We start from the raw sequence: 23096 nt of genomic DNA on the forward strand, positions 1-23096 counted from the left end.
TACGACTAGGAGACGTAGACCTCAAGCTCGTGAACCGAGTATCCGTAACCCGTGGCCCGTTGGATACCCGTCATTCGTACGAATCGTGCCCCAGAAGGTGTGAACGGCACAAGGTCCTGGCCACCATCACTAGTAGAAGTCGTATGAACGGTGCGCCATCGGGCACCGTCGGACGACAGCTCTATGCGATACCCCTTGGCATACGCGGCTTCCCAGGACAGCAGGACGCGCCCCACGGTGCGCTCGGACCCCAGGTCCACCTGCAACCACTGGTCGTCGGACCAGTCGCTGGCCCAGCGCGTGTCCGCCCGGCCGTCCACGGCGTGCGCGGGCGGCGACTCGTGCCACCCGCGCTCGTGGCTGCTCGCGGTCGCCACCGACCCGGCGGCGAGGTTCGCCACGGCCGTCCCGCGGCGGGAGGGGAACTGCACGACCTGCTGGTACGTGGGCCGGTTCTGCCAGTTCACCTTCTCCTGCGTGATGCCGCCCATGGCGCGGTGCTGGACGGTGTCCGCGCACCACTGGTCGCCGGCCGCGCACGAGGCGTCACCGGGGTACACGGCGGTGGCGGGCAGGGCCGCGGCGGCGCGCAGGCTGTCCAGCAGCACCTGGCGGCACGCCGACACCGCCCCGCCTCCGCAGTAGCGCTGGTCGAGCGCGCCGTCCACCCGGTCGCCGAGGACCGCGCGCAGGTCCTTGTCCACGTAGCTCCACCAGCCGGTCTGGAACGACGAGCCCTTGTGCGGCGCGGTGCCGCGGGCGTCCGACGGCGCTTCGTCGACCTGCGCGGCCCGGGTCAGCCGCTCGTACAGCGCGTCGCCGAGGCCGGGCTTGAACTGGGCCTCCACCAGTCGCGGCCACCACGCGTCGAGCACGCGGATCGCGTCGGCGTGGGCGTAGGCCCTGCTGCCGCGCGCGGTCTCCTTGCGCAGCGACCCCGACTGGAGCCATGTCCGCAGCGACGCCACGGTGGGCGCGAGGGCCGGGTCGGTGACGGCGGCGGTGTCGATGACCCGCAGCAGGTCGGGCAGCACCTGCTCGGCCCGCAGGTCCGCCACGCCCGCCTCGGCCGTCACCTTCGTCAGCCCGGCGCGGGTGACGGGTCCGCGCGCGATCAGCGCCCGCACGCGGTCGTCGAGCAGGTCGCCGCGGTGCACGGACCCCATGGCGTAGCCGGACGCCGAGTAGTCCGGCGCCTGCTTGTTGTTCCAGCTGATGTAGTAGTCCTGGTTGACCGAGTTCGGGTGCTGCGCGAACGGCGTGTACGACGCGGTGTTGTCGTCCGGGTTCCAGCCCTCCCACTCGTGGGCGGGGTCGGCGCGGACCGGCAGGTGCGGGTCCACGACGGCCTTGCGCACCGGGTTCGAGCCCGAGTTGAAGTACGCGGTGTCGCGCGAGTCCGCGTAGAACCAGTTGAACGCGTACCCGACGTGCTCGGCGGCGCGCTGGAAGTCGGCCGCCGACCTGATCGCGTCGGGGTCGTTGAACGCCTGGAACCCGATGATCGAGTCGACCTCGTGCAGGTACGTCGAGCGCAGCGAGGTGTAGGCGACGAACGCGCCGCCCACCTTCGCCCGGCTCTGCACCAGCCCGTACTTGGTCCGGTACGCCCGCAGCGTGTACGACCCGGCGGGCGTGGGGTCGGCCACGGTGGGCTTCCACGCGTTCCGCCGCTCCAGCCGCTCCATCGGCAGGCACTGGCCGCGGAAGCGGTAGTGGACCGAGGTCGCGGTGGGCGCGGCACCGTCCGGTTCGCACAGCTCCACGGCGTAGGTGTCGGTGATGTCCTGCGAGGCGGACGTGGCGCTCCACGAGTAGTCGACGCCCCGGCCCAGCTGGACGTACATCGACACGCCCGCGAACGACACGCCGCGCGCCCGCAGGCCCGGCCCGTTGAGCTCCTGGAGCATCAGCAGCTGCGGCGCGAAGTACCCGGTCTGCGGCCCCCACACGGCGATCGGGTTGCCGCTGTCGGTGTGCGCGCCGGACACGACGAGGGCGTTGGACATGCCCTGCTTGCGGGTCAGCAGGTCGCGCGGCAGCACGCCGTCGGCGAACAACCCCGCCAGGGCTTCGTGCTCCTCCGGGACTTCCACAGTGGACTGTCCGGACGAGACCTGGTCGTGCACCACGGGTTCCGGTGTCACGACGCCGCCGTCGGGCAGCGCCACGCCCTGCGGCGACTCGGGGGTCGTGCCGTACGGGAAGCGCTGCCCGTCGTGCAGGGTGAGCACGGCCTCGGGGTCGTTCTGCTCGCGGAACGACCGCCACACGCGGTCGCCGACCTCGGGGCCGTAGCGGTTCTGCGCGGCGAGCTTCACCAGCGCGTTCTGCACCTCGCCGCCGCCGCCCGCGCCGAACAGCCCGCCGACCACGGCGGCGATGGCGACCAGGTCGGTCGGCTGGAACGGCTGGATGTCGTTCCGGTTGGTGATGGCGTCGGCGTGCCCGGTCAGCACGTACTCGCCGGGGAAGGTGCGCGCGTTCACCGACGCCGTGATGTAGGCGTTGATGCCCGCGACGTAGTCCTCCACGTCCCGCAGCGCCTGCGCGCCGCGCGCGCCCTTGGCGGCGACCGAGTCGATCTGGGCCCGGAGGTCGGCCTCGGTGTAGGGGATCTGGGTGTAGAAGCTCTGCTCCAGCGCCCGGTTGCCCTCCGCGCCGCCCGCGAAGCCGGACAGCTGCCCGCGCCCGAGGTGGCGGAACAGGTCCATCAGCCACAGCCGGTCCTGCGCGGCGGCGTACCCGGCGCCGAACTCCGTGCCGGACCGGGTGGTGCCGGTGATGTGGGGGACGCCGGTCGCCTTGTCGCGCACGATGGTGACGTCCGCGCGCGGACGGATCGTGCTCTCGACCTGCCCGGCCGGGACGCCGAACGAGGCGTCGTTGAAGAAGGCGCCCAGCTGCTCGTTGGTCAGCCCGCCGTACCCGGACGCCAGGGCGTCGTACCTGCCGAGCTGGTCGGCGGAGTGCGCCGGGCGGGTGCCGAGGACCTGGTGGGCGAGGATGTCGGTGAGCGTGGCGTTGCCGTTCTGGCCCGGCGGCAGCACGTCGTGGCACTGGCCGAGGCAGTGGTCGTCCGGGGCGAACGCGCTGGTCCCCGCCTCGGCCGGGGGAGCGGCGGCGGGGTGGGCTGCGGTCGGGGGAGCGGCGGCCGGGGGAGCGGCGGTGGCGGTGGCGGGGACGGTCACGGCGGCCGCGGCCAGCAGGACGACCACGGCGAGCGATCGGGCGGCTCTCCGCATGACGCGAAGCTCCTTCCGGACGGGAATCGTGTGACGCACGTTACTGTTGGGTACCTATTCGCGAAAGTACTTCGCGTTTGATTCGGCCGTCCGGGTGTGAGGTGTTGACGATTCATCATCACATTGGGAAAACAGTTCACATGACGTCGCGCCGAACGCTGATCAGCGGCCTCGCCGGTCTCGCCGGGGCCGGGGTGCTGGGCGCGCTGCCCGGGGCGACGGCCGCCGCCTCGCCGGGTCCCCCCTCCGCCGCCCCCTCCGCCGCCGCCTCGCCCGTGCTGCCCGTCCGCGGCTGCGCCGACTGGGGCGCCCGCCCGCCGTCCGCGCCGACGACCACCGTCCGCGTGCGCCCGGTGCGCATCCTCGTCCACCACACGGCGTCGGCGAACTCCACCGACTTCTCCGAGGCGCACGCCTACGAGCACGCCCGCTGGATCCAGGACCTGCACATGGACACCAACGGCTGGATCGACTCCGGCCAGCACTTCACCAACAGCCGCGGCGGGTTCCTGATGGAGGGCAGGCACGGCAGCCTGGCGGCGCTGCGCGCGGGCGACCGCGTCGTCGAAGGCGCGCACTGCCCCGGCCAGAACACCGCGGCCATCGGCATCGAGAACGAGGGCACCTACCTCACCGCCGAACCCACGGTGTTGCAGTGGGACACGCTGGTGTCCTTCTGCGTCTACACCTGCGCCCAGTACGGGATCGCTCCCGGTGAGATCAAGGGGCACCGCGACTACCGCGACACCCTGTGCCCCGGCGACCGGCTCTACGCCCTCCTACCGCGACTGCGCGCGGAAGTCGCGGCCGTGCTGGGGTGATCCCACCGGCTGACCTCGGCTTCCCCTGGCAATTGTGAACAGGCGGCTACGCGCTGTTCCCGTGGTGAGATAACGATGAATTAACGTCAGCTTGCGTGTTCGTGCGCGAGGCTGGGCGAGTACGAACACGAAACGCCAACGCGGGGAGGCGTCGTGATCAAGGTGATGCTGGCCGACGACGAAGACCTCGTCCGGTCCGGTCTTCGCATGATCCTCGGCAGCGCCGGCGACATCGAGGTCGTGGCCGAGTGCGACGACGGGCACCTGGTGGCCGACCTGGCCCGCCAGCACCGCCCGCACGTCGTGCTGCTGGACATCCGGATGCGGTCGTCCGACGGGTTGATGGCGCTGCGCAGGCTGCGCGCCGTGCCCGACCCGCCGAAGATCGCCATGCTCACCACGTTCGACGTGGACGAGTACGTGTCCGAGGCGCTCCGGCTGGGCGCGTCGGGCTTCCTGCTCAAGGACACCGAACCGGAGCAGCTGGTCAGGGCGGTGCGCGACCTCGCGGTCGGCGGCGCCGTGCTCGACCCGGGCGTGGCGGCGCGGGTGCTGGCCGCGGTGGCCGACGGCGAACGGGCCGCCGAGCCCGCGCGCAGGCTGCTCGCCTCGCTGTCCGAGCGCGAGCGCGAGGTGCTCGTCCTCATCGGACAGGGCATGTCGAACGCCGAGATCGGCGGCACGCTGCACCTGTCCGAGGCGACCGTCAAGGGCTACGTGTCGTCCGTGCTGGGCAAGATCGGCGCGGTCAACCGCGTGCAGGCGGCGCTGGTCGCCTTCCGCGGCGGCCTGATCGCCTGAGCACCGCCCGGGGACCGGCCCGCTAGACCCTGGGACGTGCGTCCTGCTGGGACCCCTGGGACTCCTGCGGCTGGGACCCCTGGGACCCGGCGCGGGGTTCCACCTCGACCCGGTTGCGGCCCTGGCGCTTCGCCCGGTAGAGCGCCATGTCCGCCGCCGCGAACAGCTGGTCCAGCTTGGCCGGTCCGGCCGCCACGCCGATGCTCACGGTGGGGCGCCGGGCCGAGCCGAGCACCACGGTCCAGTCGTGGCCGTCCACCGCGGCGCGGACGCGCTCGGCCACCGCCGGCCCCGCGTCGCGCGCGCCGCCGCCCGCGTCGCCCAGCAGCACCACGAACTCGTCGCCCGCCCAGCGGGCCACCAGGTCCGCCGCCCGGCACTCGCGGCGCAGCAGCTGGGCGATCTCGCGCAGCGTCGCGTCGCCCGCCGCGTGGCCCGCGTCGTCGTTCACGCCCTTGAACCGGTCCACGTCGACGAGCACCAGCCACGGCACGCGGCCCTGCCCGGCGGTGCCCTCCAGCAGGCCGGCCGCCGCGCGCTCCAGCCCGAGGCGGTTCGCCAGGCCCGTCAGCGGGTCGCGGGCCGCGGCCTCCTGCGCCGCCACGGCCAGCCGCTGCGCCTGCACGGCCACCCGGCGCTGCTCCAGCGCCTGGCCCAGGCCCTCCTGCAACGTCTCCGTCGCCGTCTTGCCCGCCGCGACCGAGCAGCGCAGCGCCGCCGCCTCGCCCACGTGGTCACCCATCCGGGCGCAGATGTCGGCGAGGTCCAGCGAGAAGCGCAGCAGCAGCGACGGGTCGTTGATGACCTCCGACGCGGCGACGGCCCGGCTGGCCAGCGTGCGGGCCTCCACCAGGTCGTCCTGCTCGCGCCGCACGACGGCCAGCACCCAGTTGGACACCGCCGCCGCCCACTTGTCGTCCGCCTCGCGGGACTGGCGCAGCGTCTCCCGGGCGTGCTCCTCGGCCTGCTCCAGCTCGCCCACGCCGGCCAGCGAGCGGCTGTACGCGCCGAGCAGGGCGCGCCTCATCTGCTCGTCCTTGGCCAGCTCCAGGCCCTCCTTGAGGCACCGGCGGGCCTCCTCGAAGATCGAGGGCGCCAGCTCGGGCGGCGAGGAGATCGCGCGGAAGTTCAGCGTGCCGCCGAGGCCCTGGAGGCAGTGGCCGAGCACCTCGGGCACGTCCGCCCGCCGGGCCACCTCCACCGACATCCGCAGCATGTCCACCGCGGCGCGGCGGTTGCCGATGCCCTCCAGCAGGTAGGCCAGCGCGTGCATGGCCTGGGCGGCGGCCGGGTGGTCGCTCTGCTCGCCGTCCAGGTCGGTCCAGCCCTCGGCGGCCAGTTCCAGCGCCAGCGGGATGCGGCCCAGCCGCCAGGCCAGCTTGGCGCGGTTGACCAGCACGAACGAGCGCAGCCAGCGGTCGGCGCCCGGCGGCGTCCGGCTCACGAGCTGGTCGAACAGGGTGTTGGCCTCCGGCAGGCGGCCAGCGTTCAGCAACGCCTTGACCTCGTGGTCGTGCTCCGGCACCTGCCCCGCTACCAGCGGCTCTCGCTGCTCCACTCGCGCTGACACTCCATTCCGACTCGGTGAGGCGGGTACGCGGTCCCCCTCACCGCCGGCACGGCCCCCACAGGCTACCGGCCGGAACGCCGTGTGTACCGCTCCTCGTGGAGGACTTCCTCCAAGGGCAACCGGTTGCGCCAACCGTGCCGCTCCAGGTCGGGCGTGTCGGGCAGCGACGCGACCGGCCCGACGCACAGCCACGCCACCGGCCGCACCGGCTGGGGCACGTCGAGCAGCCTGCGCAGCACGTCCTCGCGGTAGAAGCTCACCCAGCCGACGCCCAGGCCCTCGGCGGTCGCCGCGAGCCACAGGTTCTGGATGGCCAGGCACACCGAGTACAGGCCCGCGTCGGCGATGGCGTGCCTGCCCAGGACGGCGGGCGAGCCGCGCTCGGGGTCGTAGGTGACGACCACGCCGAGCGTGGACTCCAGGATGCCCTCCACCTTGATGCGCGAGAAGACCTCCGCGCGCTCGCCGTCCAGCTCGGCGGCGAACACGCTGCGCTCGGCCTGCACGTGGTCGCGGAAGGCCCGGCGGGTGTGCTCGTCGCGCACCAGGACGAAGTCCCACGGCTGGGTCAGGCCCACGCTGGGTGCGGCGTGCGCCGCGGTGAGCACCCGGCGCAGCACGTCGGGCGGGATCGGGGCGCCGGTGAACTCACCCCTGGTGTCCCTCCGGCGGTGCAGGACGTCGTAGAAGCTCATTCGGACGATCGTGCCTCACGCGATGAGGTGAACCCGCCGCCGGAGGGGTGGCGTCCGTCTCACCAGGCGCGTCACCCGCCCACCCTTCCGTCCACAGTGGTCCCGCGAGTCCTACCTCCACGACCCGCGAGTCATGCGCCGGCGACCCGCGAGTCATGCGCTCATGACGCACACCGTGGGGCGCGAACGCAGGACACGAGGGCCGCGAGCGTTGGACTCGCGGGTCGTGAACGCATGACTCGCGGGGCGTGAGCGTAGGACTCGCGGGTCAGGGGAGTTGGGTCTCGCCGTCGGGGGAGGGGCGCCACTGCTCGAACGGGCGGTCGATGCGCCAGGTCGTGCCCTCGCGGATCAGGACCCGGTCCTCGCACGTGTTCGGGTTCGACAGCGACTCGAACAGCTCGATGCTCCACCCGAACAGGCGACGGCACAGCAGGCGGATGGTCAGGCCGTGCGACACGACCAGCGCCGTCGCCGGGTGGTCCGGGTGTTCCATCCGGGTCTCCAGGTCGGTCAGGAACGCGGCCAGGCGGTCGTCCACGTCCGCGCCCGACTCGCCGTTGGGCAGCCGGAAGAAGAAGTGCCCGAACGCGTGCCGCTGGTGCTTGAGCACCTCCTGCTGCACGGGGTCCTGGAGGTTGCCCCAGTCCTGCTCGCGCAGCCGGGGTTCGGCGACCACGCGCTCGGCCTGCGCGCCCAGCGCCAGGTTGCGCAGCGTCGACCGGGTCCGCACGTACGGGCTCACGTACACGGCGACCGGCTCGCCGCCGAGCAGCCGCTTGACCCTCGGTCCGGCGTCCCGGGCCTCCCGCTCGCCGACGGGGGTCAGCGGCAGGGCGTGGTCCGGGATGCGGCAGTAGGCCGACTCGTCGACGTTGCCGAGGCTCTGTCCGTGGCGCAGCAGGATGATCCGCACCCGTCCATCGTGCCGGTGTTACATTGCGACGCGAAACCGGCCGGAAGGTGTCACATGATCAAGTACATCGCGCTGTACCGGAAGCCCGCCGATCCCGACGCCTTCGACCAGGCGTACTTCGAGTCCCACCTGCCGGTCGTCGCCCGCACGCCCGGCCTGCTGCGCACCGAGGTCGCCCGGGTGACCGACGTCTACCACCCCGGTTTCCTCGGCGAGACCGAACCGCACATCGTCGCCGAGATGTACTTCGAGTCCGCCGACACCATGAAGGCCGCGTTCCGCTCGCCCGAGTGGCAGTCCGCCGGGGCCAACCTGACCGAGATCGGCGGCGTCGAGCTGGTCGCCATGTTCGCGGCCGAGGTCACCGAGGTCGCGGCCCGGTGATCGCCGTCGTGATCGGCGGCGGCACGATGGGTGCCGGCATCGCCCACCTGCTCCTCGCCGGCGGCCACGACGTGGTCGTCCTGGACGCCCCCGACCGCGTCGACGCCGCCCGCGCGGCGGTCGCGGGGTCCCTCGCCAAGGCCGCCGAGCGCGGCAAGCTCATCGCCGGCCCGGACGAGCTGCTGGCCCGCCTCACCGTCGTCGACCGCCTCGACCCCGTCCCGGCGGAGCTGGTCGTCGAGGCCGTCCCCGAGGACGTCGGGCTCAAGCGCCGCGTCCTGGCCGCCGCCGCCGACGCGTGCCCGGACGCCGTGCTGGCCTCCAACACCTCCTCGCTGTCGATCACCGCGCTCGCCGCCGGCCTGCCCGGCGACCGCGTCCTCGGCATGCACTTCTTCAACCCCGTGCCGGTCCAGCAGCTGGTCGAGCTGGTCCTGCACGACGGTGTCGCGCCCGAGGTGGTGACCAGGGCCCGCGGCTGGGCCGAGGAGCTGGGCAAGACCGTGATCGAGGTGCGGGACGCCCCGGGCTTCGCCACCTCCCGGCTCGGCGTCGCGGTGGGCATGGAGGCGATCCGGATGCTGGAGGAGGGCGTGGCGAGCGCCGAGGACATCGACACGGGGATGCGCCTGGGCTACGGCTGGCCGATGGGCCCGCTGCGGCTGACCGACCTCGTCGGCCTGGACGTGCGGCTCGCCATCGCCGAGCACCTGGACGCCGAGCTGGGACCGCGCTTCGCGCCGCCGGACCTGCTGCGCGCGAAGGTCGCCGCCGGCGAGCTGGGCCGCAAGACCGGCCGGGGCTTCTTCACCTGGTAGGCGGGGCGTCCCACCTGGTAGGCAGGACGTCGTGCTGATCAGGGAGCTGACCGAGCGGGACCTCGACGCCACGACCCGGTTGCGCCGGATCGCCTTCGGGCAGGCCGACCGGCCCGCGCTGCGCCCCGGCCGGCGCGGGCTGGGCGCGGACCTGGACGGCCGCCTCGCCGCCATGCTCACCATCACCGACTTCCACCAGTTCTGGGGCGGCCGGACGGTGCCGATGGGCGGGGTGGGCGCGGTGGTGGTGGACCCGCACGCGCGCGGCCGGGGCGTGGCGAGCGCCCTGCTCGACGCGGCCCTGCGCGACCTGCGCGAGCACGGGCAGCCGCTGGCCGCGCTGTACCCGACCGTGCCCGCGCTGTACCGGTCGCGCGGCTGGGAGCGGGCCGGCGTGCACGAGTGGCTGGAGCTGCCCTTCGACCGGCTCCCCGCCGGTCCCCGATTGGCGCTGCGCGCGGCCGGCGAGGGCGACCCGGCCGCCCTGCACGCCTGCTACACCGAGCTGGCGTCCACGGTGAACGGCCTGGTCGACCGCGCCGCGCCCGCCGTCGACCCGGGCGCGGTGCTCGACCTGGACGTCGCCTCGGTGCTCCCGGGCCACGACGGCGAGGTCCGCGGCTACCTCACCGCCGAGCGCTCCCGGCACGAGCTGCGGGTGTTCGACCTGGTCGGCAGGGACGCCGCCGCCCAGGCGGCCCTGCTGGGCGCGCTGCGCAGCTGGGCCGGCCTCCTCGACCGGGTGAAGCTGCGCGTCGTGGACCCCGCCGTGACCGGCCTGCTCACCGACCAGGGCGTCGAGTTCACCACCACCGCGTCGCACTGGATGCTGCGCGTGGTGGACCTGCCCGCCGCCGTCGCCGCCCGCGGCTGGCCCGCCGCCGAGGGGGTCACCGCGTCCGTCGACCTGGAGGTCGTCGACCGGCACGCGCCGTGGCACGCGGGCCGGCGCCGCCTGGTGGTGGAGGACGGCGCGGTGCGCGTCGAACCCGGCGGCACGGGCGCGGTCACCGTGCACGCCCGCGCGCTCGGCCCGTGGTTCGCCGGGATGCAGGACGGCCACGCCCTGCGCCGCGCGGGCCTCCTCGACGGCGACGCCCGGCTGCTCGACCGGCTGGTCGGCGCACCCGGCGTCCCGCGCCTGGCGGATTTCTTCTAGCCTGGGCGGCCGTGCTGCTCGCCGCGCTGGAACTGCTCGGGATCGCCGCGTTCGCCGCCTCCGGGGCGCTCGCCGCGGTCCGCGCGCGGCTGGACGTGTTCGGCGTGACCGTCCTCGCCCTCACCACCGCGCTGGGCGGCGGCATCGTCCGCGACGTGCTGCTCGGCGTGCACCCGGTCACGGCGCTGGTGACGTGGCCCTGGTTGGCCGTCGCCGGCGTCACCGGACTGGTGGTCTTCCGGTTTCACCCGACCGTGGCGAAGCTGCGGAGGGCCGTGCTGCTGCTCGACGCGCTCGGCCTCGGCCTGTTCGTCACCGCGGGCACCACGACGGCCCTCGACCTCGGCGCCCCGCCGTACGCGGCGTGCCTGGTGGGCCTGACCACCGGCATCGGCGGCGGCGCGCTGCGCGACGTGCTGCTGAGGGAGATCCCGCTGGTCCTGCGCCGGGAGATCTACGCGGTGGCGGCCCTGGCCGGCGCCGTGGTGGTGGCCGCGGGCGACGCGCTGGGCCTGCCCGCGGCGCCCGTCGCGCTGGTCGGCTCGGCGATCGTGGTGGGGGTGCGGCTGCTCGCGCTGTGGCGGCACTGGAACGCGCCGGTGGCCCGGACGCCGGACGGCTCCCCGGAACTTGACGGCTAGCTCACACGCGCTTCTCAGGCGGCTCTCAGGACCGCGGGCGAAACTGAGCCCATGCGCATCCTCGTTGTCGACGACGACAGGGCCGTGCGTGAGTCGCTACGCCGCTCACTGCAGTTCAACGGCTACCAGGTGGACCTGGCCGGCGACGGCCGGCAGGCCCTCGAATCCGTCGTCTCCCAGCGCCCCGACGCCATGGTGCTGGACGTGATGATGCCCAGGCTGGACGGGCTGGAGGTCTGCCGCAGGCTGCGCAGCACCGGCGACGACCTGCCGATCCTCGTGCTGACCGCGCGCGACGCGGTGTCCGACCGGGTGTCCGGGCTGGACGCGGGCGCGGACGACTACCTGCCCAAGCCCTTCGCGCTGGAGGAGCTGCTGGCCCGGCTGCGCGCGCTGCTGCGGCGGGCCACCACCGACACCGGCGAGGAGCCCGCGGGCGCCGTGCTGCGGTTCGCCGACCTGGAGCTGGACCCGGGCACGCGGGACGTGCGGCGCGGCGAGCGGCCGATCAGCCTGACCCGCACCGAGTTCGCCCTGCTGGAGCTGTTCCTGGCGCACCCCAAGCAGGTGCTGACCCGGGGCCGCATCCTGGAGGACGTCTGGGGCTACGACTTCCCGACCTCGGGCAACGCCCTGGAGGTCTACGTCGGCTACCTGCGCCGCAAGACCGAGGCCGAGGGCGAGCCCCGGCTGCTGCACACCGTGCGCGGCGTCGGCTACGTGCTGCGGGAGACGCCCCCGTGATCGGTGACCGGGGCAGCTCGATGCTCGACGCGGCGAACGGGCGCCTCCAGCGGGTCTCGCTGCGCGCCCGCGTCACCCTCCTCGCGGCGTTCTGCGTCGCGGGCGTCGTGGCCGTGGTGTCCCTCGGCGCGTACATGACGGTGAGCAGCAACCTGCACACCCAGCTGGAGGAGAACCTCCGCCAGCGCGCGCAGGCCGCGGTGACCGCGCCCAAGGTCAACAACGACGTCACCGAGATCCCCGGCGCGTTCCTCGCGGCGGGCGACATCCGGATCGGCGTGCTGGACGTGGACGGCCGCATCTCGTACCCGAAGGGCACGGTCGCGCCGCCGATCCAGCCCGCCGACCTCGACGTGGCGCGCGGGCTGAGGACCGAGAACTTCTGGACCGACACGCGCACCGGCTTCCAGGTGCTCACGCTGCCCTACGGCGACGGCCAGGCGATGCTGATCGCCCAGTCCACGAAGGGCCTGAACACCACCCTGGGCAAGCTGTCGGTGGTGCTGTTCGTCATCTCCGGCCTGGGCGTGCTGGTCGCGGCGGCGGCGGGCACGGCGGTCGCGCGCACCGGGCTGCGGCCCGTGCAGCGGCTCACCGAGGCCACCGAGCGGGTCGCCAACACCGGTGACCTGCGGCCGATCCCGGTGTCCGGCGACGACGAGCTGGCGCTGCTGTCCCAGCGGTTCAACTCGATGCTCGGCGCGCTCGCCGAGTCGCGGGAGCGGCAGCGCAGGCTGGTCGCCGACGCGGGCCACGAGCTGCGCACGCCGCTGACGTCCATGCGCACCAACCTGGAGCTGCTGCTGGCCTCCGAGCGGCCCGGCTCGCCCACGCTGTCCGACGAGGACAAGGCCGAGATCAACGCCGACGTGCGGGCGCAGCTCGACGAGCTGACCACGCTCATCGGCGACCTGGTCGAGCTGGCCCGCGAGGACGCGCCGCAGTTCGTGCACGAACCGGTGGACCTCGTGGAGGTCGTGGAACGGGCGCTGGACCGGGCGAGGCGGCGGGCCACCGAGGCCGTGGACTTCCGCGTGCGGCTCCAGCCGTGGTCGCTGCTGGGCGACTCGTCGGCGCTGGAGCGCGCGGTGCTGAACCTGCTGGACAACGCGGTGAAGTTCAGCCCGGCCGGCGGCGTCGTGCGGCTGGACCTCGCGCAGCTGGGCGACGGCAGCGCGGTGATCGAGGTCGCCGACTCCGGTCCCGGCATCGCCGACGACGACCTGCCGCTCGTCTTCGACCGCTTCTACCGCTCGCAGGAGGCGCGCACGCTGCCCGGCTCCGGGCTGGGCCTGGCGATCGTGAAGCAGGTCGCCGAGCGCCACGGCGGCGCGGCCTACGCGGGCCGCGCGCCGGAGGGCGGGGCGCTGTTCACCCTCCGCCTCCCCGGCCGCCCGGCCCCGCTGCCCCAGCCGAACCAGGTCAGCCCTTCGTCGACCCCAGCGTGAGGCCGCCGACGAACTGGCGCTGGAGCACGAAGAACACGACGAGCGTGGGCAGCGCCACGAGCAGCGAGCCGGCCGCGACGAGGTTGTTGTCCACGAAGAACGTGCCCCTCAGGTTCTGCAGCGCCGACGTGATCGGCATCTTCTCGCCGGTCTGGATCAGCACCAGCGCCCACAGGAAGTCGTTGTAGATCCAGGTGAACTCCAGCGTCGCCAGGGCGGCGAGCGCGGGCCGGCACAGCGGCAGGATCACCTGCCAGTACTGGCGGAACACCCCCGCGCCGTCGACCCGGGCGGCCTCGCCCAGCTCGCGCGGGATCGTCCTCATGTAGTTGCTGAGCACGAACACGCAGAACCCGGACTGGAACGCCACGTGGATCAGCACCAGGCCGAACTGCGAGTCGAGCAGCAGCCCGCTGTCGCTGACCCACCCCGGCACCGGCGTGAGCAGGTACAGCCGGTACAGCGGGGTGACGACCACCTGCTGCGGCAGCAGGTTGCCCGCGGTGAACAGCACGAGCAGCGCGACGTTGAAGCGGAAGCCGAACCGGGACACCCCGTAGGCGACCATCGAGCTGAGCAGCAGCACGACCACCACCGCGGGCAGGGTCACCACCAGCGTGTTCAGGTAGTAGTGGGGCAGGTCGGCCCGGGTCCACGCGGTGCCGAAGTTCTCCAGGGTCAGGCTCTCGGCGACCGAGAAGTAGCCGTTGCGCGCGGTGTCGTCGTAGGTGCGCAGCGAGGCGTACAGCGCCCACAGCAGCGGGGCGAGCGTGGCCAGGCAGGTCAGCGCCAGGAACGCGTGCAGGGCGATCCGGGCCGGTCTCGCGGTCACGTCCGGTCCTCCTCGCGGAACACCTGGAACAGGTAGGTGACGATGAAGCCGAGGGAGATCACCAGCAGCACCACGGCCAGCGCCGAGCCCCACCCGATGCGGCTGGACTCGCCGATGACGTTGTCGGTGACCAGCACGGACAGCAGCTCCAGGCCGTTGCGGCCCTTGTTGATCACGTACACGATGTCGAACGCCCGCAGGCCCTCGATGACGGTGACCACGAGCACCACCACGTTGACCGGCTTGAGCACCGGGAACGTGACGCGGGAGAACGCCTGCCAGGCGTTCGCGCCGTCCAGCGCGGCGGCCTCCTTGAGCGCCGGGTCGACCGCCTTCAGCCCGGCCAGGTACAGCAGCATGACGTAGCCGGTGTGCCGCCAGCCGGCGGCGACGAGCACCGCGTAGAGGTTGATGTCCGGGTCGCCGAGCCAGTTGACCGGGTCGGTGGCCGCGGTGCCCAGGACGTTGTTCAGCAGACCTTGTTCGGGCTGGTAGACGAGCTGCCAGATGAAACCGACCAGGGCCAGCGACAGCACCATCGGCAGGTACAGCACGCTCTGGTAGAGCCGCCCGAACCGCAGCTGCCGGTCCAGCAGCACGGCCAGCAGCAGCCCGGCGGTGGTCGGCACGACGAGCAGGAACAGCAGCCACACCAGGTTGTTGCGCACCGCGGGCCAGAACCGCGGGTAGCTGGTGACGATGTCGACGTAGTTCGAGAACCCGACCCACCGGATGTCGCCGAACCCGCCGATGCCGTCCCACGAGGAGAACGACAGGGCGACGGAGCCGAGCGCGGGCACCCACACGAGGGCGACGTGCAGCAGGGACGGGACGCCGAGCATGAGGCCCAGCACGAGCTTCTCGCGCCCGGCGAGGGCGGTGGCGCGGCGGCGCCGGGACGGCGGGCGAGGGGCGCCCGCCGTCCCGGCCTCCCGCGGCGGGGTCTGCAACGCGGTCACCCCGTCACCCCGTGAAGATCGTCTTCGCCTGGTCGGCCATGCCCTTCAGCACGGAGTCGACGTCGTCGGGGTCCTGGATGAACGCGTTGAGGCCGTTCGTCGCGGCGTCGGAGGCGAACCGGGGGTCGGTGTCGCGGTCGAGGAACTGGGTGATGTGCGCGGCCTCCTCGATGACCTGCGCGGCCTTGAGCTGGAGCGCGTTGTAGCCCGACGTGTCGGCCTCGCCGGAGGTGGCGATCGCGGTCGGGTCGGCCTTGAGGTAGGCCAGCTGCGCGGCGGGCGTGGCCAGGAACTCCAGCAGCTTGCGCGCGCCCGCGGCGTTGCCGGGCTCGCGGGACATCATGTAGCCGTCGATCGGGGCCTCGACGGTGTCCTGGCCGTGCTCGGGGTTGATCTCCGGGTACGGGAAGAAGTCGAGGTCGTCGGCGTCGGGCCCGGTGAACTGCTGGGCGACGAACGAGCCGAGCAGGTACATGCCGGCCTTGCCCTGCTGGAGGCCCTGCGCGGCCTCCTGCCACTCGCGGCCGAGCGCGTTCTCCTGGTGGAACGGCAGCAGCCGCTTCCAGGTGTCGAACACCTCGCGGACCTTCGGCCCCTGCCAGTCCTCCCTGCCCGCCATGAGGTCCACGTGGAACCGGTAACCGTTGACGCGGAAGTTCAGCTGGTCGAACGTGCCCATGCCGGGCCAGCCCTGCTTCTGCGCGAACGCGATGGGCACGAGGCCGTCGGACTTCATCCTCGTGGCCAGGGCGACGAACTCGTCGAGCGTCTTCGGCACCTCGTAGCCGCGCTGCAGCCACACGCTCTTGCGGTGGAACACGCCCCACGGGTACTGGGTGAACGGGATCAGGTACTGCTTGCCGTCCGAGGCGGTGGACGCCTCCTTGAGCGCGGGCCCGTACCCGGCGGAGACCGTCGACCACACCTCGGACAGGTCGCCGGTCAGGCCCTTCTCGGCGAAGAACCGCATCCGGTAGCCCGCGAACCAGGCCAGCACGTCGTCCGGCCTGCCCTGGAGGTAGTTGCTGATCTGCTCCTGGTACTGCTCGTGCTGCTTGGTGTTGACCGCGACCTTGAGCCCGGACCCCTCCTCGAAGGACCTGAGCACGGCGGTGATCGCGTCCTTGGGCACCTGGTCGGACTGGTTGTTGCCGAACGACACCGTGTCCGCCGAGGACCCGCTGCCGCCGGAGCCGCACGCGGCCAGTCCCGGCACGGCCGCCGCGCCCGCACCCGCGAGGAGCAGCCGTAACAGGGCCCGGCGGTTGGGCTTCGGTGCGTAGAACGTCGTCATTGTCGCTCCTACGGGTGACACTCGGCGGTGGTTAAACGAACAGAGAGTCAACAGAAGTACGCACAATGTGGTGGGCGCCACACGCCCTGTCAAGGCTTTCCGAGTGCTGTTGTTTGACTGTGTTGACGTTCGCGTGCAACGTCGAGCACTCTTGTGGCATGACGACTTGGCCCACCGGTATCGCCGGCCCGGCTTGGGGCGCCGACTACAACCCCGAGCAGTGGCCCGAGGCCGTGTGGGCCGACGACGTCGCGCTGATGCGCCGGGCCGGGGTGAACCTGGTGAGCGTCGCGATCTTCTCGTGGGCCCTGCTGGAAGTGGAAGAGGGGCGCTACGAGTTCGGCTGGTTGGACCGCGTCCTGGACCGTTTGCACGAGGCCGGCGTGCGGGTCGACCTCGCCACCGCGACCGCCTCGCCGCCGCCGTGGCTCACCGCCGCGCACGCCGACGAGGTGCTGCCGGTGACCGCCGACGGCACCCGCCTCTCGCACGGCTCGCGCCAGGCGTACTGCCCCAGCTCGACCGTGTACCGGGAGAAGGCCGTCGCGCTGGCCCGCGCCCTGGCCGAGCGGTACCGCGACCACCCCGCGCTGGCCGCCTGGCACGTCAACAACGAGTACGGCTGCCACGTGTCCCGCTGCTGGTGCGACCGGTGCGCGGTCGCCTTCCGGGCGTGGCTGCGGGAGCGGCACGGCACGCTCGACGCGCTCAACGAGGCGTGGGGCACCGCGTTCTGGAGCCAGCGCTACACCTCGTGGGAGCAGGTCCTGCCGCCGCGCGCCACGCCGTCGTTCGGCAACCCCGGCCAGCTGCTCGACTTCGACCGGTTCTCCTCCGACGCCCTGCTGGAGCTGTTCAAGGCCGAGCGGGACGTGCTGCGCGAGGTCACCCCGGGCGTGCCGGTGACGACGAACTTCATGGTGACGTGGACGTTCGGCGCGCTGGACTACTGGAAGTGGGCCGCCGAGGTCGACTTCGTGTCCAACGACCACTACACGCGCGCCGAGGACGACGAGCGGCACGTCGAGCTGGCGTTCTCCGCCGACCTGGCGCGCGGGCTCGCGGGCGGCGCGCCGTGGCTGCTCATGGAGCACTCGACGTCGGCGGTGAACTGGCAGGCCCGCAACGTCGCCAAGCTGCCCGGCGAGCTGCGGCGCAACTCGTTCCAGCACCTCGCGCGCGGCGCGGACGGCACGCTGTTCTTCCAGTGGCGGCAGTCGCGGGCGGGCGCGGAGCGCTACCACTCGGCGATGGTCCCGCACGCCGGCCCGGAGACGCGGGTGTTCCGCGAGGTCGAACGGGTCGGCGCGGAGTACGGCCGCCTCGCCGAGCTGCTCGGCTCCCGGGTCGAGGCGTCCGTGGCGCTGGTCCACGACTGGGAGTCGGGCTGGGCGCTGGCCCAGCCCGCCCACCCGACGTCCGACTTCGACCACCGGGCGAACGCGCTGGCGCTGTACCGGTCGCTGTGGCGCGCGGGCGCGACCGTCGACTTCGTGCCGCCCGGCGCCGACCTGTCCGGGTACGCCCTGGTCGTGCTGCCCGCCCTGCACCTGGTGGACGACGCGTCGCCGTACGAGCGGTACGCCTCCGGCGGCGGGCACCTGCTGGTCACCTACCTGACCGGCACCACCGACCGGCGCGGCCACGTGCACCTCGGCGGCTACCCCGGCCCGTTCCGCGAGCTGCTGGGCGTGCGCACCGAGGAGTTCCACCCGCTGCGCGCCGGGCAGGTCGTCGCGCTGGACGACGGCTCGACCGCCGGGGTGTGGACCGAGCACCTCCGCGTCGAGGGCGCGGAGGCCGTGGCCTCGTACGTCGACGGTCCGCTGCCGGGCGTGCCCGCCGTGACCCGCCACGCGTACGGCGCCGGCGTCGCGCGCTACCTCGCGTGCGGCCTGACCGGCGACGGGCTCGACCGGCTGGTGCGGACCGCCCTGGCCGACGCGGGCGTGCCGGCCGGCGTGCCGGGCGTCGAGGTCGTGCGCCGGCGCGGTGAGGTGTCCGGGACGCCCGTATCGTGGCTGATCGCGGTCAACCACGGCGACTCCGACGCGGAGCTGCCCGCCGCGGGGGTCGAGCTGCTCACGGGCGCACGCGCGTCCGGGCGCCTGGTCGTCCCCGCCGGCGACGTGGTCGTGGTCAGGGAAGAGGTGTGACGGTGCTGGCGCGGCAACGACAAGCGGTGATCCTGGAAGAGGTACGCCGCACGGGCGCGGTCCGGGTGAGCGACCTGGTCGTGCGGCTGGGCGTCTCGGACATGACCGTGCGGCGCGACCTCGACGTGCTCGCCGTGCGCGGCCTCGTGGAGAAGGTGTACGGCGGGGCCACGTCCGTGGTCGGCCGCAGCACCGACGAACCGGGCTTCGAGGCCAAGTCCGTGCGCCAGCTGCCGGAGAAGGAGGCCATCGCCGCGCACGCCGCGGGCCTGGTGCGCCCCGGCACGGCGATCGGGCTGTCCGCGGGCACCACCACGTGGACGCTCGCGCGGTTCCTCGACGACATCCCGGACCTGACCGTGGTGACCAACTCGATCCGGGTCGCCGACGTGCTCCAGCAGAGCGGGCGCACCGACCGCACGGTGGTGCTGACCGGCGGGGTGCGCACGCCGTCCGACGCGCTGGTCGGGCCGGTGGCCGTGCAGGCGCTGAGATCGCTGCACCTGGACGTGGTGTTCCTGGGCGTGCACGGCATGGCCGAGCGCTCCGGCTTCACCACGCCCAACCTGAACGAGAGCGAGACCGACCGCGCCCTGGTGGACGCGGCGGGACGCGTGGTGGTGGTCGCCGACCACACCAAGTGGGGCACCGTCGGCATCTCCACGATCGCCGGGCTGGACGAGGCGGACGTGCTGGTGACGGACGAGGGGTTGGCCGAGCCCGCGCGCGCGGTGCTCGGGGAGCAGGTCGGGGAACTGGTCCTGGCGCACGTGCCGGGGCGCGGAGAGGAACTGGCGTGAGGCGCACGGCGGGGAAACTTGCCGATGGTCGGGAGATCATCTACTTCGACGACACACCGGACGCGCCGCCGCGGCACGCGGTGGACACCCGGGACCTGCCGAGGACGCAGCCGCTGTCGGAGGTGCGGCGCGACCCGCTGACCGGCGAGTGGGTGGCGATGGCCGCGCACCGGCAGACCCGGACGTACAAGCCGCCGGCGGACCTGTGCCCGCTGTGCCCGTCCACACCGGACAAGCCGACCGAGGTCCCCGAGTCGTCCTACGACGTGGCGGTGTTCGAGAACCGGTTCCCGTCGTTCGCGCAGGGCGTGCCGGACCTGCCGTCCACCGTGGACGGGATGCCGATGGTGGCGCGCGCGCCGGGGCGCGGCCGGGCCGAGGTCGTGTGCTTCACCTCGGACCACAACACGTCGTTCGGGCAGCTGCCGGTGTCCCGGGTGCGCACCGTCGTGGACGTGTGGGCCGACCGCACCGCCGCGCTCGGCGGGATGCCGGGCGTGGAGCAGGTCTTCCCGTTCGAGAACCGGGGCGAGGAGATCGGCGTCACCCTGCACCACCCGCACGGCCAGGTCTACGGCTACCCGTTCGTGACGCCGAAGACCGAGCGGATGCTGTCGGTGGCCGCCGACTACCGCGCCGCCCACGGCCGTCCCCTGATGGGCGACGTGCTGGCGGCGGAGCGCGCCGTCGGCACCCGCGTGGTCGCCGAGGGCGCGCACTGGACCGCGTTCGTCCCGGCCGCCGCGCGCTGGCCGGTCGAGGTCCACCTGGTGCCGCACCGCCAGGTCCCCGACCTGCCCGCCCTGACCGACGCCGAGCGGGACGACTTCGCGGCGCTGTACCTGACCGTCCTGCACCGCCTGGACGCCCTCTACGACCGGCCGCTGCCCTACATCGCCGCCTGGCACCAGGCCCCGGTCCGCACCGGCCGCGACCTGGCGTGGCTGCACCTGGAGGTCTTCTCCGTGCTGCGCACCGCCGACAAGCTCAAGTACCTGGCGGGCTCCGAGTCCGGCATGGGCGTCTGGGTCAACGACGCCACCCCCGAGCAGATCGCCGACCGCCTCCGCCCCGCCTGACCCGCGAGTCCAACGCTCACGACCCGCGAGTCATGCGCTCACGACCCGTGAGTCATGCGCTCACGACCCGTGAGTCATGCGCTCGCGACCCGCGGGTCAGAGGAAGCGGCGGGCGGCGGCGGTGCCGGCCGCCGGGTCCCAGCCCGGTCGGGCGCCCACCACGGCGGTCACGAGGTCCTCCGTCACGTCGGCGTCGGCGGCGATCAGCGCGTCCACCGCCTCGGGGCCGGCGTGGTCCTCGGTGAAGTGGGTGATCAGCTCGCGGCACCGCACGTCGTCGGCGAACGGCGGGGCCAACGAGTCGAACCCGTCGTCGAGGTCGTAGTCCGCCCGCCGCCACGCGCCGTCCTCGAAGCCGTACGCGAAGCCCACCCACAGGCCGGCGGCCTGGGCCTCGTCCACGGGCCCCGCCCACCACCCGGGCGCGTCGGCCAGGAGGTCGGTCTCCTCCTCCTGGAAGTACTCGGCGGCACGGCCGTGGTACGTGTCGGAGTACTCGTGGTCGTGCCCCAGCAGCAGGGCCCGGCCCCCGTCGAACCGGTGCAGCTCGGCCCAGTTGCCGCCGCCGTCGTCGTAGTGCCACACCGCGCCGTCCGCCCGGCAGCCGTCGCCCCAGCCGCGCGCGGCGCGCACCGCGGCGAACGCCGCCCACCGCGCCCGCATCCACGTCGGGTCCGGCAGCTCCACCTCGACCAGTGCCACGTCCGCCTCCTCGCAGGGTCGGCGCACATCGTCGCAGCTCCCGCGCGGTCACCGGCCGTGACCCCGGCTCAGCGGGTCACCCGATCCAGGCGGGCCACCCCGGAGGAGTTCACAACTGATGCCCAGTTTCGTTTAAGGCTCCTCTCAGGCGGGCAACGCAGAGTGGTGGACATGACCGAGAGCGAGCAGCCGCGCCAGCCGCAGGAGCCCCAGCAGCACAGCCCCTGGGCCCGCGGCGCCGAGCACGGTCACGAGTACGCCGGCGACCAGCAGCAGGGTGCTGGGCAGCCGGGTCCCGACGGGTCGGCGGCAGGGGTCGACCGGTCGGACGCGGGATCGGCCGGCGCTGTGCAGGGCAGCGCCGGCCGCCCCCGGAACGACGACTTCGGCTCACCGGTCCCCACCGGCGAGCCCGCCCCCGGGACGTCGGCGCACACGAGCGCCGGCCACCCGGCGGACGTCGACCCGCCGGCGGCTGCCGGTCGGTCGAACCCCGGTGAGGCGGGTGCCGTGCAGGGCGGCGCCGGCCAGGCCGGGCAGGGTGTGGCCGGTGCCGTGCAGGGCGGCGCCGGTCGGACCGACGGCGGGGTGGGTGCCGTGCAGGGCGGCCCCCACCCCACCGCAGGCCAGGCCGGGACGGGTGGGTTCGGCGCCGCGCAGGGCGGCGCCGGGTTCCCCGCGACCGGTCCGGGCACCGGGGCGGGAGCCTGGCAGGGAGGCTTCCAGCGCCCGGAGCACACCGGCCCGTACGGCGCCGCGCAGACCGCCGTGCAGGGCCACCCCGGCTCGTCCGCCCCCTCCCCTTCGGGTGCGGCGCAGCCGGACGGGCCCGGCGCGCCGGGGGTCTTCCCCGGCCAGTCGGGCCCCTACTACGCACCGCCCGGATCGGTCGTCACCGCACCCCCGCGACGGGGTCGGGGCAAGGTGGTCGCCGGGGTCGCCGCGCTCGTGCTCGCCGTCGGAGGAGTGGCGGGCGGGGTCGGCGGCTACGTCGGCTACGAGGCGGCGGACCGGTCCGGGCCGGTCGCCAACGCGCTCAACCAGGCCCCACCCGCGCAGCGGACCGGCGCGGCGGCCGAGGGCTCGATCGAGCAGGTCGCCCAGAAGGTGCTGCCCACCGTCGTGCAGGTGCAGGTGAGCGGCGGCGCCGGGTCCGGGTTCGTGCTCAGCTCCGACGGCCTCGTGCTGACCAACAACCACGTGGTCGAGTCGGCCGCGGGCGGCGGCCCCATCAAGGTGCAGCTCCAGGACGGCCGCTCGTTCGACGCGCGGATCGTCGGCCGCGACCCGACGTCCGACCTGGCCGTGGTGAAGGCCGAGGACGTCGACGACCTGCCCGTGGCCGAGCTGGGCAACTCCTCGGACCTGCGCATCGGCCAGCAGGTCGTGGCCGTCGGGTCGCCGTTCGACCTCAACGGCACGGTGACGTCCGGCATCGTCAGCTCCCTCAACCGCCCCGTGCGGGCGGGCGGCGAGCAGGGCACCCAGGCCACGGTGCTCAACGCCATCCAGACCGACGCGGCGATCAACCCCGGCAACTCCGGCGGCCCGCTGGTGAACATGCAGGGCCAGGTCGTCGGCATCAACTCCGCCATCTACAGCCCGAACTCCGGCCAGTCGGCGCAGGGCGGTTCGGTCGGCATCGGCTTCGCCATCCCGGTCGACCAGGCCCGGCGGACGGCGAAGGAGCTGTCCGAGACCGGCAAGGCCACGCAGACCGTGCTGGGCGTCTCGGTCGGCGACGACGAGGACGGCGGCGCGCTGGTCCGCGAGGTCACGGCGGGTGGCGCGGCCGAGGCGGCAGGCGTGAAGGCCGGCGACGTGATCACCAGGTTCGGCGACCGCCCGATCGACAGCTCCGACGCCCTGGTGGCGGCCGTCCGGTCCCGCGCACCGGGCGAGAAGGTGCAGCTGACCATCGGCCGCGACCGGACCGTCGAGGTGACGCTGGGCAGCCAGCCCGTCGAGGTCAGGTAACCCGAGGCTCCACCGGCCCGACGTGCCCCGGGCCGGTGGTGGAACCCGGCTCGCG

The 23096-nt window shown here is 73.5% G+C and carries 20 protein-coding genes; 12 read left to right on the top strand and 8 right to left on the bottom strand.

Annotated features, from left to right (window positions below; translation table 11 throughout):
* Positions 1 to 5: 5 nt before the first annotated feature.
* Positions 6 to 3245: a penicillin acylase family protein gene (locus ACRAKJ_RS02975; RefSeq protein ID WP_438923074.1), complete on the bottom strand. Its 3240-nt coding sequence runs from the start codon at positions 3243 to 3245 to the stop codon at positions 6 to 8.
* A gap of 140 nt (positions 3246 to 3385) precedes the next feature.
* Here ACRAKJ_RS02975 and ACRAKJ_RS02980 point away from each other — a divergent pair, with 140 nt between their 5' ends.
* Positions 3386 to 4066, top strand: a complete 681-nt coding sequence (locus ACRAKJ_RS02980) for an N-acetylmuramoyl-L-alanine amidase (RefSeq protein ID WP_438923073.1) — start codon at positions 3386 to 3388, stop codon at positions 4064 to 4066.
* 153 nt (positions 4067 to 4219) lie between these two features.
* Positions 4220 to 4867 carry a response regulator gene (locus ACRAKJ_RS02985; protein ID WP_438923072.1) on the top strand — a complete coding sequence of 216 codons (648 nt, stop codon included), beginning with the start codon at positions 4220 to 4222 and terminating at the stop codon, positions 4865 to 4867.
* Positions 4868 to 4889: 22 nt separating this feature from the next.
* Here ACRAKJ_RS02985 and ACRAKJ_RS02990 read toward each other — a convergent pair whose 3' ends face one another.
* The 3 genes from ACRAKJ_RS02990 to ACRAKJ_RS03000 form a co-directional block, all read right to left on the bottom strand.
* Positions 4890 to 6425 (bottom strand): diguanylate cyclase, encoded by a 1536-nt coding sequence (locus ACRAKJ_RS02990; protein WP_438923071.1) that lies wholly within the window; start codon positions 6423 to 6425, stop codon positions 4890 to 4892.
* A gap of 74 nt (positions 6426 to 6499) precedes the next feature.
* Positions 6500 to 7132 (bottom strand): 5,6-dimethylbenzimidazole synthase, encoded by a 633-nt coding sequence (gene bluB, locus ACRAKJ_RS02995; RefSeq protein WP_438923070.1) that lies wholly within the window; start codon positions 7130 to 7132, stop codon positions 6500 to 6502.
* Positions 7133 to 7400: 268 nt separating this feature from the next.
* The gene (locus ACRAKJ_RS03000) at positions 7401 to 8048 is read right to left on the bottom strand and encodes a histidine phosphatase family protein (protein ID WP_438923069.1); all 648 of its coding nucleotides are present in this window, start codon (positions 8046 to 8048) and stop codon (positions 7401 to 7403) included.
* A 54-nt stretch (positions 8049 to 8102) separates the two neighbouring features.
* On the opposite strand from ACRAKJ_RS03000, the gene ACRAKJ_RS03005 reads away from it, so the two are divergent.
* From ACRAKJ_RS03005 to ACRAKJ_RS03030, 6 genes are read left to right on the top strand one after another with little or no spacing between them, the layout of a single operon-like run.
* Positions 8103 to 8432: an EthD family reductase gene (locus tag ACRAKJ_RS03005; protein ID WP_438923068.1), complete on the top strand. Its 330-nt coding sequence runs from the start codon at positions 8103 to 8105 to the stop codon at positions 8430 to 8432.
* A complete protein-coding gene (locus ACRAKJ_RS03010) occupies positions 8429 to 9250 on the top strand; it encodes a 3-hydroxyacyl-CoA dehydrogenase NAD-binding domain-containing protein (protein WP_438923067.1) in 822 nt (273 codons plus the stop codon). Before ACRAKJ_RS03005 ends, ACRAKJ_RS03010 begins: the two co-directional genes overlap by 4 nt.
* Positions 9251 to 9281: 31 nt before the next feature.
* Positions 9282 to 10409: a GNAT family N-acetyltransferase gene (locus ACRAKJ_RS03015; RefSeq protein WP_438923066.1), complete on the top strand. Its 1128-nt coding sequence runs from the start codon at positions 9282 to 9284 to the stop codon at positions 10407 to 10409.
* 11 nt (positions 10410 to 10420) lie between these two features.
* Positions 10421 to 11050, top strand: a complete 630-nt coding sequence (locus ACRAKJ_RS03020; RefSeq protein ID WP_438923065.1) for a TRIC cation channel family protein — start codon at positions 10421 to 10423, stop codon at positions 11048 to 11050.
* Positions 11051 to 11101: 51 nt separating this feature from the next.
* Positions 11102 to 11794, top strand: coding sequence for a response regulator (locus ACRAKJ_RS03025; RefSeq protein ID WP_438923064.1), 693 nt, complete (start codon positions 11102 to 11104; stop codon positions 11792 to 11794).
* Between the two features lie 20 nt (positions 11795 to 11814).
* A complete protein-coding gene (locus ACRAKJ_RS03030) occupies positions 11815 to 13242 on the top strand; it encodes an ATP-binding protein (RefSeq protein WP_438923102.1) in 1428 nt (475 codons plus the stop codon).
* Here ACRAKJ_RS03030 and ACRAKJ_RS03035 read toward each other — a convergent pair.
* From ACRAKJ_RS03035 to ACRAKJ_RS03045, 3 genes are read right to left on the bottom strand one after another with little or no spacing between them, the layout of a single operon-like run.
* Positions 13217 to 14074 carry an ABC transporter permease subunit gene (locus ACRAKJ_RS03035; RefSeq protein ID WP_438923063.1) on the bottom strand — a complete coding sequence of 286 codons (858 nt, stop codon included), beginning with the start codon at positions 14072 to 14074 and terminating at the stop codon, positions 13217 to 13219. The genes ACRAKJ_RS03030 and ACRAKJ_RS03035 overlap by 26 nt on opposite strands.
* On the bottom strand, positions 14071 to 15033 hold the full coding sequence (locus ACRAKJ_RS03040; protein ID WP_447008866.1) for a carbohydrate ABC transporter permease: 963 nt from the start codon (positions 15031 to 15033) through the stop codon (positions 14071 to 14073). The genes ACRAKJ_RS03035 and ACRAKJ_RS03040 overlap by 4 nt, the downstream gene beginning before the upstream one ends.
* A 4-nt stretch (positions 15034 to 15037) precedes the next feature.
* Entirely contained in the window at positions 15038 to 16327 is a 1290-nt protein-coding gene (locus tag ACRAKJ_RS03045) for an extracellular solute-binding protein (RefSeq protein ID WP_438921134.1), read from the bottom strand.
* Positions 16328 to 16485: 158 nt separating this feature from the next.
* Here ACRAKJ_RS03045 and ACRAKJ_RS03050 point away from each other — a divergent pair, with 158 nt between their 5' ends.
* From ACRAKJ_RS03050 to galT, 3 genes are read left to right on the top strand one after another with little or no spacing between them, the layout of a single operon-like run.
* Complete coding sequence (locus ACRAKJ_RS03050) at positions 16486 to 18483, top strand: beta-galactosidase (RefSeq protein ID WP_438921135.1); 1998 nt, start codon at positions 16486 to 16488, stop codon at positions 18481 to 18483.
* Positions 18484 to 18485: 2 nt separating this feature from the next.
* A complete protein-coding gene (locus ACRAKJ_RS03055; protein ID WP_438921194.1) occupies positions 18486 to 19283 on the top strand; it encodes a DeoR family transcriptional regulator in 798 nt (265 codons plus the stop codon).
* Entirely contained in the window at positions 19280 to 20362 is a 1083-nt protein-coding gene (gene galT, locus ACRAKJ_RS03060) for a galactose-1-phosphate uridylyltransferase (RefSeq protein ID WP_438921136.1), read from the top strand. Before ACRAKJ_RS03055 ends, galT begins: the two co-directional genes overlap by 4 nt.
* 96 nt (positions 20363 to 20458) lie before the next feature.
* Here the strand turns inward: galT and ACRAKJ_RS03065 are convergent, their stop codons facing one another.
* Positions 20459 to 21064, bottom strand: a complete 606-nt coding sequence (locus ACRAKJ_RS03065; protein WP_438921137.1) for a proteophosphoglycan 5 — start codon at positions 21062 to 21064, stop codon at positions 20459 to 20461.
* 171 nt (positions 21065 to 21235) lie between these two features.
* Here ACRAKJ_RS03065 and ACRAKJ_RS03070 point away from each other — a divergent pair, with 171 nt between their 5' ends.
* On the top strand, positions 21236 to 23041 hold the full coding sequence (locus ACRAKJ_RS03070; RefSeq protein WP_438921138.1) for a trypsin-like peptidase domain-containing protein: 1806 nt from the start codon (positions 21236 to 21238) through the stop codon (positions 23039 to 23041).
* Positions 23042 to 23096: the final 55 nt, after the last annotated feature.

This window comes from Saccharothrix sp. DSM 118769 (assembly GCF_052936295.1).

Coding starts and splice junctions, on each gene's coding strand:
- ACRAKJ_RS02975 (WP_438923074.1), bottom strand. CDS start 3,245: ATGCGGAGAGCCGCCCGATCGCTCGCCGTGGTCGTCCTGCTGGCCGCG.
- ACRAKJ_RS02980 (WP_438923073.1), top strand. CDS start 3,386: ATGACGTCGCGCCGAACGCTGATCAGCGGCCTCGCCGGTCTCGCCGGG.
- bluB (WP_438923070.1), bottom strand. CDS start 7,132: ATGAGCTTCTACGACGTCCTGCACCGCCGGAGGGACACCAGGGGTGAG.
- ACRAKJ_RS03005 (WP_438923068.1), top strand. CDS start 8,103: ATGATCAAGTACATCGCGCTGTACCGGAAGCCCGCCGATCCCGACGCC.
- ACRAKJ_RS03025 (WP_438923064.1), top strand. CDS start 11,102: ATGCGCATCCTCGTTGTCGACGACGACAGGGCCGTGCGTGAGTCGCTA.
- ACRAKJ_RS03030 (WP_438923102.1), top strand. CDS start 11,815: ATGCTCGACGCGGCGAACGGGCGCCTCCAGCGGGTCTCGCTGCGCGCC.
- ACRAKJ_RS03045 (WP_438921134.1), bottom strand. CDS start 16,327: ATGACGACGTTCTACGCACCGAAGCCCAACCGCCGGGCCCTGTTACGG.
- ACRAKJ_RS03050 (WP_438921135.1), top strand. CDS start 16,486: ATGACGACTTGGCCCACCGGTATCGCCGGCCCGGCTTGGGGCGCCGAC.
- ACRAKJ_RS03070 (WP_438921138.1), top strand. CDS start 21,236: ATGACCGAGAGCGAGCAGCCGCGCCAGCCGCAGGAGCCCCAGCAGCAC.